At 45.2% G+C, this 13119-nt stretch carries 12 protein-coding genes and 1 tRNA gene; 1 reads left to right on the top strand and 12 read right to left on the bottom strand.

From position 1 onward, the window contains the following. Nucleotides 1–583 precede the first annotated feature (583 nt). From yihA to FQV28_RS04960, 7 genes are all read right to left on the bottom strand, one after another. On the bottom strand, nucleotides 584–1165 hold the full coding sequence (gene yihA / locus FQV28_RS04985) for a ribosome biogenesis GTP-binding protein YihA/YsxC (protein WP_146494472.1): 582 nt from the start codon (nucleotides 1163–1165) through the stop codon (nucleotides 584–586). Continuing rightward, nucleotides 1162–3489, bottom strand: a complete 2328-nt coding sequence (gene lon / locus FQV28_RS04980; protein ID WP_146494471.1) for an endopeptidase La — start codon at nucleotides 3487–3489, stop codon at nucleotides 1162–1164. Before lon ends, yihA begins: the two co-directional genes overlap by 4 nt. A gap of 821 nt (nucleotides 3490–4310) precedes the next feature. Continuing rightward, the gene (clpX, locus tag FQV28_RS04975) at nucleotides 4311–5582 is read right to left on the bottom strand and encodes an ATP-dependent protease ATP-binding subunit ClpX (RefSeq protein ID WP_146494470.1); all 1272 of its coding nucleotides are present in this window, start codon (nucleotides 5580–5582) and stop codon (nucleotides 4311–4313) included. A 169-nt stretch (nucleotides 5583–5751) separates the two neighbouring features. Beyond that, nucleotides 5752–7077: a trigger factor gene (tig, locus tag FQV28_RS04970; protein ID WP_146494469.1), complete on the bottom strand. Its 1326-nt coding sequence runs from the start codon at nucleotides 7075–7077 to the stop codon at nucleotides 5752–5754. A gap of 102 nt (nucleotides 7078–7179) precedes the next feature. Continuing rightward, entirely contained in the window at nucleotides 7180–8160 is a 981-nt protein-coding gene (locus FQV28_RS04965; protein WP_146494468.1) for a tetratricopeptide repeat protein, read from the bottom strand. Nucleotides 8161–8243: 83 nt separating this feature from the next. After that, complete coding sequence (locus FQV28_RS19130) at nucleotides 8244–8420, bottom strand: hypothetical protein (protein WP_186763785.1); 177 nt, start codon at nucleotides 8418–8420, stop codon at nucleotides 8244–8246. A gap of 8 nt (nucleotides 8421–8428) precedes the next feature. Continuing rightward, nucleotides 8429–8824, bottom strand: a complete 396-nt coding sequence (locus FQV28_RS04960; RefSeq protein ID WP_146494467.1) for a hypothetical protein — start codon at nucleotides 8822–8824, stop codon at nucleotides 8429–8431. A 137-nt stretch (nucleotides 8825–8961) separates the two neighbouring features. On the opposite strand from FQV28_RS04960, the gene FQV28_RS04955 reads away from it, so the two are divergent. Beyond that, a complete protein-coding gene (locus FQV28_RS04955) occupies nucleotides 8962–9627 on the top strand; it encodes a hypothetical protein (RefSeq protein WP_146494466.1) in 666 nt (221 codons plus the stop codon). A gap of 45 nt (nucleotides 9628–9672) precedes the next feature. On the opposite strand, the gene FQV28_RS04950 is transcribed toward FQV28_RS04955, so the two are convergent. From FQV28_RS04950 to rph, 5 genes are all read right to left on the bottom strand, one after another. Further along, nucleotides 9673–10230: a class I SAM-dependent methyltransferase gene (locus tag FQV28_RS04950; protein WP_146494465.1), complete on the bottom strand. Its 558-nt coding sequence runs from the start codon at nucleotides 10228–10230 to the stop codon at nucleotides 9673–9675. A gap of 248 nt (nucleotides 10231–10478) precedes the next feature. After that, entirely contained in the window at nucleotides 10479–11075 is a 597-nt protein-coding gene (locus tag FQV28_RS04945; RefSeq protein ID WP_255472834.1) for a DsbA family oxidoreductase, read from the bottom strand. 448 nt (nucleotides 11076–11523) lie between these two features. Beyond that, nucleotides 11524–11597: transfer RNA gene (locus tag FQV28_RS04940), tRNA-Arg, on the bottom strand. A gap of 100 nt (nucleotides 11598–11697) precedes the next feature. Next, nucleotides 11698–12303, bottom strand: coding sequence for an XTP/dITP diphosphatase (locus tag FQV28_RS04935; protein WP_146494463.1), 606 nt, complete (start codon nucleotides 12301–12303; stop codon nucleotides 11698–11700). Further along, nucleotides 12300–13049 carry a ribonuclease PH gene (gene rph, locus FQV28_RS04930; protein WP_146494462.1) on the bottom strand — a complete coding sequence of 250 codons (750 nt, stop codon included), beginning with the start codon at nucleotides 13047–13049 and terminating at the stop codon, nucleotides 12300–12302. Before rph ends, FQV28_RS04935 begins: the two co-directional genes overlap by 4 nt. Nucleotides 13050–13119 lie beyond the last annotated feature (70 nt).

Genomic DNA, 13119 nt, shown 5'->3' with positions numbered 1-13119 from the left:
ACACCTTTCACGTTCCATATTTCATATCTATTAGTATACCACTTTTGCTGGTTTATAAGCCTTGTAATTGTGAACAAGCAATGAAAATACGCTTGTTTAGAATTATTATAATGTAATTTTACCAAAGCTTTTCAGGAACAACAAGGATATTGCCTGTAGTCGAAATAGTGAGAGAACTTAAGGGTTTCGTGCATTTATATCAAATATTAAAGAGGAACTTTTTATTATCGTAGACATACATAGGGGCTTTTTATGAATTGTTTTGATTGCTTCAAACTAAATTTTTATTGCTTTATATAAGGAGAACTTTTTGCTGGGGGTAATTGATAATTTGGCTATTCCGCGAATTGGCTTCACTTGCCGCGGGCGCCTTCGCTAATTTGCTCCATCGCTATAAAACAATTACTTTTAATAGAATGAACTTAGAGCGGCTTTGAAGACGTCCTCTCGCTTTTTCGGACTTGCAGGTGGTTTTCGGCGAAGCACAAAAAGTTAAGCTACACTCCTTTACTCAGGTTTAATACCCATAAAAAAATGCAGACTCACTCGTATTTACCGAGAGGGTCTACATTTAAGGATTCATCTACATTCTTTTTTCAATTTCTGCCCAAGCGGCATCTTTTCCTAGGCCGGTCTCGGATGAAAAGACGATCAATGGATCATTCTTGTCCATGTCCAAGGTTTCACGGACAATCTTCTTGTGCTTGTCCCATTTGCCTTTTGGAATCTTATCCGCTTTTGTCGCGATGATGATGCATGGAATCTCGTAATGTTTCATGAAATCATACATATTAATATCATCGCGGCTCGGCGGATGGCGCAGGTCGACGATTTGGATCACCGCTTTCAACTGCTCGCGGTCCGTGATATAGCGCTCGATCATTTTGCCCCATGCCTCACGTTCCGACTTGGACACTTTTGCGTAGCCATAGCCAGGAACGTCGACATAAAACAATTTTTCTTCGATCTTATAAAAATTCAACGTCTGTGTTTTCCCCGGCTTCGAGGAAATGCGCGCCATGCTTTTACGGCCGATCATTTTATTGATGAACGACGATTTCCCGACATTTGAGCGGCCAGCCAGAGCAAATTCCGGCAAGCCGTCTTCCGGATATTGATCCGGGCGGACAGCGCTGATAACAAGTTCTACATTATGGACTATCATTGCGTTTCTCCTTCAAGTGCGATTTCTAATGCTTCGTCCGCCTGAGAAACAAGTTTAAATGTCAATTCTTCTCGGACGGTTTCCGGAATATCTTCAATATCCCGTTCGTTGTCAATCGGCAGGATAATGGTCGTAAGCCCGGCGCGATGAGCGCTAAGCGTTTTCTCTTTTACGCCGCCGATCGGCAACACGCGACCGCGAAGAGTGATTTCACCGGTCATGCCGACTTCACGGCGGATCGGGCGTTTTGATAAAGCCGATACAAGTGCCGTGGCAATCGTGATGCCGGCTGAAGGGCCATCTTTCGGAACAGCGCCTTCAGGAACGTGAATATGGATATCTTGCGACTCGTGGAAATTTGGATCGATCCCGAGCGATTCAGCTTTTGCTCTTACGAAAGACAAAGCAGTCTGCGCAGATTCTTTCATGACATCACCGAGTTTACCGGTCAATTGCAGCTTCCCTGAACCAGGGGACAGCGAGACTTCGATTTGAAGTGTATCGCCTCCCACCGTGGTGTAAGCAAGCCCCGTTGCTACGCCGACTTGGTTTTCAGTTTCCGCCATGCCGTAGCGGAATTTGCGTTTGCCCAAGTACTCTTCCACTGCAGCCGCCGTCACCACCACTTGCTCTTTGTCACCGGAAACAATTTGTTTTGTTACTTTTCGGCAAATCGACGCAATTTGGCGTTCCAGCCCGCGGACTCCGGCTTCTCTAGTGTAATAACGGACAACCGCCAACAGCGCCTTATCTTCAAACTGCAACTGCTCTTCTGTCAAGCCATGTTCTTTCAGCTGTTTTGGCGCCAAGTGATTTTTCGCGATCATTTGCTTTTCAGCTTCCGTATAGCCCGCAATTGTGATAACTTCCATCCGGTCGCGAAGCGGCCCCGGAATTGAGCCCAAATCATTCGCAGTTGCAATGAAAAGCACATTCGATAAATCATAAGGCTCTTCTATATAATGGTCACTGAACGTATTGTTCTGTTCAGGATCGAGCACTTCAAGCATCGCCGATGAAGGATCCCCGCGGAAATCGTTTGACATTTTATCAATTTCATCTAGCAAGAAGACCGGATTGACTGTTCCTGCCCGTTTCATGCCTTGGACGATACGGCCTGGCATTGCACCGATATACGTGCGGCGATGCCCACGGATTTCAGATTCGTCCCGCACACCGCCAAGTGATACGCGGACAAAGTTGCGGTCAAGCGACTCTGCAATGGATTTCGCGAGGGATGTTTTCCCGACGCCAGGAGGCCCTACCAAACAAAGGATTGGCCCTCTGAGTGATTTGGTCATCTGCTGGACAGCCAAATATTCCAAGACACGCTCTTTGACGCTTTCCAAGCCGTCGTGGTCCCGGTCCAGCACTTCTTCCGCATGTTTAATATCCAAGCGGTCTTCTGTCGACTGCGACCATGGAAGCGTCACGAGCCACTCGATATACGTTCGGATAATTCCGCTTTCAGCAGAAGCTGAAGGCAGCTTTTCGTAACGGTCCAGTTCTTTGAAAGCGGCTTTTTCGGTTGATTCCGGCATGCCGGCTTCTTCAATGCGGGTTCTCAAATCGGCGACTTCTCCCGACTTGCCGTCTTTATCGCCAAGCTCTGTTTGAATTGCTTTCATCTGCTCGCGCAAATAAAATTCTTTCTGTGTCTGTTCCATCGCTTTTTTTACGCGCTGGTTGATGCGTTTTTCCAAATCGATGACTTCTTGCTCATTATACAAACGGGCAATCAGCATTTCTAAACGCTGGCTAACGTCGAACGTTTCGAGAATTTCTTGTTTGCCAGCCAGTTTCAACGGCAAATGAGAAGCGACCATATCCGCCAAGCGGCCTGGTTCTTCAATATCCGCTACCGTGTTGTAAGTTTCCGTTGTCACTTTTTTCGATGCTTTCGAATATTTCTCGAAATGCTCAAGCAACAAGCGCATCAATGCATCTTGTTCTGCATTGCGTTCGTCTTCGTCCGGGAAAGAAGTCACTTCAACAAGAGAAAAGTTTTCTTCTTCCTCGTAATTTTTCCACTGGCCGCGCTCCAAGCCTTCCACGAGGACACGAATTGTGCCGTTCGGCAGTTTGAGCATTTGCTTAACGTAAGCAAGCGTGCCAACTTTCTGCAAATCGTCCTTGCCAGGTTCTTCAATGCTCATTTCTTTTTGTGTTGCTAAAAATACGATATTGTCTTCAAGCAATGCATGTTCCAATGCAGCTACAGAACGCTCGCGCCCTACATCGATATGCAATACCATTGTTGGGAACACGAGAAGTCCGCGCAGCGGCAGAAGCGGCACACGTTTTGTCACTTTTCTCTTAGCCATGCTGAAGGCCACCTCCGGATTAGTTTCGTAATTGCTTCTATAATATGTTAGGAGCGGATGACTTCGCTTTTCGTCTGCCTTTTCTCCAGCGCCTAGCTCCTCGAGTCGCTTCGGTCTTGGCTGCCATGGCAGAAAGCGCCATGACTTCCAAGCCCTCCAGCGCTTGTCGGAGCTGAACAGGCGCTTACGCTTTTCGTTTGTCCAGTTCCGGCGCCCAGACCCTCGGGGTCATAAGCCGTCCCGCTGCGGCGGCAACAGCCTCCTCGCGGCCCGTCTTAAAATTCTTATGCTCCTGCAGCACTATGTGCTTCGTCGCAAAGAGATGACCCAAACTTCCTTTGGTCCATCTCTTGCCTGTCGGGTCTTGCATGGGCGCCTTCACTTTTCGGTTGTCCAGTCTGCAGCGCCTAGCTCCTCGAGTCGCTTCGGTCTTGGCTGCCATGGCAGAAAGCGCCATGACTTCCAAGTCCTCCAGCGCTTGTCGGAGCTAAACAGGCGCTTACGCTTTTCGTTTGTCCAGTTCCGGCGCCCAGACCCTCGGGGTCATAAGCCGTCCCGCTGCGGCGGCAACAGCCTCCTCGCGGCCCGTCTTATGCCTGTCGGGTCTTGCATGGGCGCCTTCACTTTTCGTTTAAAAAAGGCTGACTTTTGAACGCGCGGATGTGCACGATCAAAGCCAGCCCGTATCATCCTTTTTCCCGCTTTCACGGGCAGAAAATTCTCGCTTTAACTATACGTGTAAAGCAAGGCATCCACTGTCCGGAAAGCTTGAATGTCTTACCGCCAAGCGAAGAAATTTACTCTCCAAGTTGGGCGTTGCATTAAGCGGATGTTTTTTCGTTATTGTCGCCAACGTATTCCGAACCATCATTTAAGATCAGTCTCGGCTGCACATTGTCTGTGACAGTTTCTTTTGTAATGATGCATTCGACGATGTCTTCGCGGGAAGGCAAGTCGAACATCACTTCAAGCATAATGTTTTCAATGATTGAACGAAGTCCGCGGGCACCTGTTTTGCGTTCAATTGCCAATTTGGCAATTTCTACAAGCGCATCGTCTTCAAACGTCAATTCCACATCATCTAATTCCATCATTTTTTGGTATTGTTTGATCAACGCATTTTTTGGTTCAGTCAAAATCTGAACAAGTGCGTTTTCATCCAATTGTTCCAGGCTAGCCAATACTGGCAAACGGCCGATGAATTCTGGGATTAAACCGAATTTCAACAAGTCTTCAGGAATCAATTGGCTAAGCAATGATTTTTCGTCCAACTCTTCTTTGTTCGGATCCGCTCCAAACCCAATCACTTTGTTGCCTAAGCGGCGTTTGATGATTTGGTCGACGCCATCAAATGCTCCACCAACGATGAACAAGACATTTGTCGTATCGATTTGGATAAATTCTTGGTGAGGATGCTTGCGTCCGCCTTGTGGTGGAACGCTTGCAGTAGTCCCTTCCAGGATTTTAAGCAAGGCTTGCTGCACGCCTTCGCCTGAAACGTCACGCGTAATTGAAGGGTTTTCGGATTTACGGGCCACTTTATCGATTTCATCGATATAGATGATGCCTTTCTCCGCACGTTCCACATCGTAATCCGCTGCTTGGATCAGTTTCAACAAAATGTTTTCAACATCTTCACCGACATATCCAGCTTCTGTTAACGAAGTGGCATCAGCAATTGCAAATGGTACGTTCAAGATACGTGCCAAGGTTTGGGCAAGCAATGTTTTACCGCTTCCTGTTGGCCCGATTAACACAATATTGGACTTCGACAACTCAACATCGTCGATTTTGCTGTTTGAGTTAACGCGCTTATAATGGTTGTATACCGCGACAGCCAGCGATTTTTTCGCTTTTTCCTGTCCGATTACATACCCGTTTAGAATGTTAAGAATCTCTTTTGGCTTTGGCACTTCTTTAAATTCTACTTCTTCTTCTGTACCAAGCTCTTCTTCTACGATTTCCGTACATAGCTCAATACATTCGTCACAAATATAAACACCCGGTCCTGCAACCAGTTTACGAACCTGCTCTTGTGGTTTGCCACAGAACGAACATTTTAAATGGTCTTTTTCGTCATTGAATTTGAACAATGTATTCACCCCTATTCAAGCCATTATCTTACAAGATTATATTAATTTCAGCAACTAATAAGATTCAGACTTAAGTTCTCTAGCCATGCACTAGTATTACTATGTTCTATGTAGAGTAAAACAAGGCGCGTCTCCGCGCCTTGTTTTACTTGGTGTTGCTTATGTGGTCTTATTCAGCGTCTGCGTCAGCAGCTGCGCTGGCATTTTCGCTCTCAACGAATTTAGCGTTTTGAACCAAGAATTCAACTGTGTTTTGCATGCGGATATCGTTTTCAAGCATTTCAGTACCGCCTAGAGCAGTTTTGATCGCTTCGATGTCCATGTTGAATTGGCCAGCCATTTTCTCAAGTTCGTTATTGATGTCTTCAGTTGTTACTTCGATGTTTTCTGCAGCAGCGATTGCTTCAAGCGTCAACGAAATACGTACGCGAGTTTCAGCATCTCCGTGCATTTGGCCGCGAAGAGCTTCTTCGTCCTGGCCAGAGAATTGGTAATAAAGATCAAGGTTCATGCCTTGCTGAGTCAAACGTTGTTCGAAATCTTGCATCATGCGATCCATTTCAGTGTGGATCATTGCATGTGGAAGGTCGATTGTTGCATTAGCAGCAGCTTTTTGGACAAGCTCATCACGAAGAGTTGTTTCAGCAGCTTGTGCTTTTTCTGCAGTCAAGTTTTCTTTCATTTTAGTGCGCAATTCTTCAAGGCTTGCCACTTCAGGATCGATTTCTTTAGCAAATTCATCGTTTAGTTCAGGAAGTTCTTTGCCTTTCACTTCGCTTACTTTCACTTTGAATGTTGCAGCTTTTCCTGCAAGTTCAGCAGCGTGGTATTCTTCTGGGAAAGTTACTTCAACGTCTTTTTCTTCTCCAGCTTTTACGCCTACCAACTGCTCTTCGAAGCCAGGGATGAATGAATTTGAACCGATTTCAAGAGAATAATCGCTTCCTTGTCCGCCTTCAAACGCTTCTCCGTCAACAAAACCTTCAAAGTCGATTACAGCAGTGTCGCCTTGAGCGATTGCTTCGTCTTCTTTTACGACCAGTTCAGCGAAACGGTCTTGGTTTTCTTTCAAAAGGTTTTCGATTTCTTCGTCAGTTACTTCGGTATCTTGTTTTGCTACTTCAAGGCCTTTGTATTCGCCAAGCTGAACTTCCGGTTTAACCGTTACTTTAGCTGTGAATACAAGCGGTTGGCCTTTTTCTAGCGTAGTAATGTCGATTTCAGGACGGTCAACCGGGTTGATCCCTGCTTCTTCAACAGCATTTGCATAAGCATCTGGCAAGATGAAATCCAAAGCATCTTGGTAAAGAGATTCTACACCAAAGCGCTTTTCGAACATTTGGCGAGGCATTTTCCCTTTGCGGAAACCTGGTACGTTAATTTCTTTTACAACCTTTTTAAACGCTTTGTCTAGTCCTGCGTTTACTTCTTCAGCAGGCACCTCAACTGTTAATGTTCCTGTGTTACCTTCTTGCTTTTCCCATTTTGCTGACATATATAAGCCCTCCAAACATTTTCTACAAAGTCATACCACGTTTTTATACGGTTTTTGACAACCTCCATATTATAGCATAGATGGAGCCATGTTCAACTATTTCTATCCATTCCGCCATTCAAACCATTGTTCGGCCGATATTATGAGGTTCGTCAAGTTTTCGTCGCCTGAAAAGGTTTCTTCTCCAGTGAACAACAAGTCCAAGTAACTCAAGTACGCTTCCGCTACTTCACGCGGCTCGTACTCTTCCCATTGAAACGGATACAATAAATAAATATGCCGTTCAAATAATTCCTGTACCATCTCCAATCGGGTAGGATCTTGTGCCAAGGCATCTTCTAAATAGCGCTTCACCGCATTCAAACGTTTGTTATTGAGCGGATCGGGCAGGGCAGCGATCGAAAACGACGCTTCTAAATGGAATTTTTGGATATGCACTGTGCCCCGGATCTTTTCCTGATGGAGCATAAATAATATGTATGTTTTCGTCAACATGTCGACATTCGGATGTTCGGCAATCTGAATGAGGTAATTCTTCATTGCTTTATAGGACTCCAGCGGCAAGTCCATGATGAGCCGTTCTTGTTCGAATGGAGTCAAAGTCAAAAAATGGTCTAAGGAATATAACGAAGTCGACACTTTTTCAACCGGGGCATTGGAGGCGATCCGCTCGTTTAAATCCCGAAGCTGGCGGAATTGTTCAAGCCGTTCTTCCGGAAGCACATTTTCTTCTATTAAAATTTCAATCATTTGTTCCGCTTCTTTATACTCCCTGACTTGCATTAAGATGCTTATGTATAGTTCCATCGTTTCCAAGTAATGGATCGGACCGACTTTCAAGAGTTCCCTGCAAACATCGAGCGCTTCTTCGTAGTCGCCAAGCTCAAATAAACTGTATGCATACGCCCCAAGCGCAGCAGCATTTTCCGGTTCATAGGAAAGCACTTGATACAGTTTGTCCCTTGCATCCTCGTAATTTTCGTTCTTCAAAAAATTCATGCCGTCTGTCAGCAGGCGATTGATCGTCGTCGGAAACACAATCACATTGCCTTTGCGCTTCAAATCCCTGTATTTTTTCCGCATCTACCCACCTCATTTGTAAACACTATCATATCATATCGCCATTTTCCGGGAAAATAATAGCCGCTATTTTTTGCAATAGTTCATCAGTGCTGCATTTTCTGGTTGTCAGCTTGTTCAAGCGAGGAATTACATAAAACTTCAGCAACGACCGCTAATTCAGGGCCGAGGACCAACCAGCGGTTTCGCCGGCCGTTCCCGTTTAAACCTGCAATCAGAAGATTAATCCAAAAGCCGGTCATCAAACTAAGCAGATGCTGCATTTTTCCTTTTACTCGATAATGGTTGCAGTGATTTTTGGCGAACCTGATTCGGTTTTGCCATCAAAAGAACCGTATACAGTAACTTCTTGGCCGTCTTGAACATCCACTGAGCTGTTATTGCTGACTACATAAGCCCCTTCACCTTCAGATTCCTGGGTAGTCAAGAGAAACTCATCTCCGATTTCAGTGCCGGTGATTGGCGATGCTACTCCTTCCGCTTTAACAATGGTTCCTGCAGGGACAGAATCATCGTTGGCTGCGACAAAGTCAATTTCCACCGCCTGGTCTTTTAAACCTTCTTCTGTTTCCTGTTCCACCTCAGTCGATTGGCCGTCTTCCGCCTGTTCACCGCCGCAAGCAGCTAATAGCAAAGCCGTCGCCAATAAAAGACTCGCTTTTTTCATCAAGTATTCCTCCAATTGTCAGTTTTCGAGAATCAAAAGACTGGTATTCTGTTTCTTAGTATACCCCGAGGCCAAATAAAAAAACCGCTTTATACTAGGCCTATCATCTTATATACTAGTAAAAAAGGAGGGGTCAAATGAAAAAACTATTAACGGCAGCAACAGTATCATTCTGTTGTTTATTGGCAGGCTGTGGAGCCGGCATCAAAGAAGAAGTTAAAGAGGATCTTACTAATATAGAAGAAAGCGGCGTGGAACTTCAAGGAGAAATCGATTATGGTTCTGCTGAGCCGGGCGAGTGGCTGGAGTCTAGCAATGGCAAATTTAAAGTGACGAGTTATGGCTATAACCAAGCCATCGGTTTAGATTTTACCGAGAATCCCTTTGTCCCTCTTGAAACAGGGCCAATGGAAATTACGATACAAGATGTATGGGTGATGGATTTCAAACCCGAAAACGGGCAAAAAAGAGTGGTTTTCGGCGGAAAAGATGAAGTCCGCGTAGTGACTGCCTCTATGGTGATCGACAATTACTCAGATATGGAAATCAGTTTTAATCCTGATGAAGCTGCACTTATTACGAATACTGGCGAAGCAATAGAACCATTAAAATATTGGACATCGGGTATTGACGGGAATTTCACTCCAGGGGCCACAAAAGCAACTGGAGTGTCATGGGCATTAGCAGATGTTGAAAGTGACCTTACCTCTGTCCGCATCATCATTGAACCGCCAATACTTAAAGAAAACAACACCCCTCTTTCGGAACCACTCGAAGTAGAGATTGAAATTTTGCCTTATTAACGAAAAAAACGATCCGAAGCATTGAGCTGCGGATCGTTTTTATTTTCACCTTGTGCACTTGAACACAAATGCTGGCGGCATATTCAGGAAAACTTTATTGATTTGTATTTCTCTAAAATGGGTCTCAAAATACTTTTGCTTGAATTTGGTGTATTGGAAAGTGATGAATTCCCCGTCCGCATCAAGGACTTTTTTCGATTCCTGCAGAATTTTTTCGGAAACGTTTTTCGGCAAGCTGGCAAATGGCAAACCTGATACAATATGATCCACTTTCGCAATTGCGTGCTCCTCTAAATAGTGGCTCACCCGTTCCGCGGAATCGTTTATGACGAAAACATTCCCTGCGCCTTTGTATTTGCGTTTCAGGAGGAGATAGAACCTTTTGTTCGTTTCAAACACCAATAGTTTTGTGTCTTGCCGTTTCTTTCGTATCAACTGTTCTGTAAACACACCTGTGCCTGGCCCGTATTCGACAATGCAAGCAGCCGTTTCAAACTTGATGGAAGCCACCATTTGCTCGGCAAGCAGCCGGGAACTCGGTACTACAGCTCCAACTGACCGGGGATGCTTTATGTACTGGCTCAAGAATCGCATTGGAGTCATAACATTCCTCTTTCTGTTAGTAAGAATCAATACATCCAGCACCATTTCTTTCTATCGGCCTAATCTACAATACTAAAATTTCAGAAAACTTTTGTTGCTAATTAATATACCATGCTTCTTCTGATTCTCCAAGAAAGTCATACTGCGTTACTTGGTATTGAAAAAAATAAAAAACCCCTACCAATTCAGATAGGAGTTTCTCGTTATACGATTTAAAATAAATCAGGTCTTTCAGTTGTTTTGTTTGCTTATACTGCGGTTTCATCTTCGGCAATCACTTGAGTTAATGCTTGGACAAAAACTTCAGTCGGCTGAGCGCCTGTTAATGCATATTTTTTATTGATCAGATAATAAGGGACGCCTGTCACACCGTACTGCGCAGCTGTCCGCTCATCTGCGCGGACCTCATCTGCCATTTCATCGCCTGCAAGCATTCGGGCGACAGCTTCTTTATCCAGGCCAACTTCTTTTGCCAGATCCGTTAAGGTTGCATGATCTCCGATGTGTTTGGACTCAGTGAAATATGCATGCAAAATCCGCTCGGTCATTTCTTTCATCAAACCCTGCTCTTTTGCAAACATGGTTAGCCGATGAGCATCAAAGGTATTCGTCAATATCAGTGTATCCATCTGATAATCAAGTCCACTTTCCTTTGCCATTTGGACCATGTTTTGTGTATTCGCTTTTGCTTGTTCGATGCTCATGCCGTATTTTTTCGCCAACATTTCGTACATATTCTCTTTTATGTTCCGACCTATTGTAGGATCCAATTCAAAGCTTCTGTATGTCACTTCGATCGGATGGTCAATCTGCTTAATGGCGTCTTCCAGACGCCGTTTGCCAATATAGCAAAACGGTCAAGCAAAGTCTGTCCACATTTCAATATGCATAAGTATCCCTCCAAGTTCTTCTTCACCTCTTAATGATAGAGGATAATTCCCTTTTTTTCACGTTAATTGATTTAGGGGCTCTATACGTGGAACTAAAGAAATTAATTTCATAGCCGCCTAGGGCATGGCTCTCATAATAAGCTGAGAAAAACACTCGTCTTATCGCTTCGCTAGCTTTGAAACATGAAAAAGCGTTGCATCGCTGCGAGGTGCCAAAATCCCTCTGGCAAAAAGCGCATGTTAACTCGGTACGAGTCTGAGGAAAGCCGATGTTTTGCGGAATATCAATAATTATATATATTCAATTCAACGAAGAACCGATTCCAATATATAGTAATCTTTCTTAAATGCAGAAAAACTCCTGGCCAAAACAGCCAGGAGTTTTTCTTATGTACGCTATTTATGTCCCAGGAGGGATTCGAACCCCCGACCGACGCCTTAGAAGGGCGTTGCTCTATCCAGCTGAGCTACTGAGACGATACTTTCTTTAACGAAAGACAATTCTTATTATAGGAATCATTTCAAGAAAAGTCAACGCTATTTCAAAAAAATAATTAAAGAAAGTTTTTCCAGGTTTTTATTCGTTTCCATCCAGCCATTCTGGAATCGCGATTTTCAGGTTGCGAAGTGCGTTTCCACGATGTGAAACTGAAGCTTTTTCTTCAGGCGAAAGTTCGGCCAGCGTTTTGCCGAGCGTCGGCACGTAAAAAATCGGGTCATAGCCAAAGCCGTTTTCCCCGCGGCGCTCACGCAAAATATTGCCTTCGCACGAACCCGATACAGTAATGGTTCTTTTGTTTGGAGCCGCAACTGCCAAGACGCAGCGAAAACGGGCCGTACGCTCTTCTTCCAGGACGCCATCCAGTTTGGAAAGTACTTTGTCGATGTTGGCGTCGTCATTTTTCTCTTTTCCTGCGTAACGCGCTGAATAGACGCCTGGTTCGCCGTCTAACGCATCGATTTCAAGTCCGCTGTCATCCGCTATCACTGTCGTTTGAAGAGCCTCAGCAACGGCTTCTGCCTTGATAATGGCATTTTCTTCGAATGTCACGCCGGTCTCTTCCACATCCATCTCTTCAGCAACATCACGCAGCGTCAACACCTTATAGCCAAGCGGTGAAAGCAGCGTTTCAAAATCTTTCGCTTTGCCTTTGTTTTGCGTCGCAATGATGATCCGTTTCATAGATTCGATTCCACCTCTTCGCCAATGCGCTTCGCCACATCGCCCAATACTTGCTTTTGCAAGTCAATCAATTGCTGAATGCCCGCTTCCCCTAGGTCAAGCAACTCGTTCAACTGAGCACGCGTAAATGTCGATTCTTCACCTGTTCCCTGCAGCTCAACAAAATTCCCTGCTCCGGTCATTACCAAGTTCATATCTACTTCAGCAGACGAATCTTCAATATAGTTTAAGTCCAAAACAGCTCCGTTGTCCGGAACAATGCCGACACTGGTTGCCGCTAAAAAGTCCGTCACCGGGAACGCCGTCAAATTCAGTTTTCCAATCGCCATCGTCATTGCCACAAAAGCTCCGGTAATGGACGCTGTGCGTGTGCCGCCGTCTGCCTGGATGACGTCACAGTCAATCCAAAGCGTCCGCTCGCCTAATTTCTCCAAGTCGACAACTGCGCGCAGCGCACGGCCGATCAATCGCTGGATTTCCATCGTCCGTCCGCCGATTTTGCCGCGTGATGCTTCCCGCTGGTTGCGGCTGTTCGTCGCGCGCGGCAGCATGGAATACTCCGCAGTTATCCAGCCTTTTCCTTGCCCTCTTAAAAACCCTGGAACCCGGTCTTCGATCGTGGCAGTACAAATCACTTTTGTCTGGCCGACCGTAATTAATACCGAGCCTTCCGGATGAATCAAATAATCCACATCCATCTGCACAGGGCGCAGCTCGTTAGCATTTCTTTCGTCTATACGTGTCATAGAAAATCCTCCTTGTGTTTGCTCAAATAGCGTACCATATTTGGGCATGGACGACAAAAAACCCGACAGC

Source organism: Planomicrobium sp. CPCC 101079 (assembly GCF_007859275.1).
Lineage (GTDB): Bacteria > Bacillota > Bacilli > Bacillales_A > Planococcaceae > Planococcus.
This window is presented reverse-complemented; position numbering and strand designations above follow the sequence as displayed.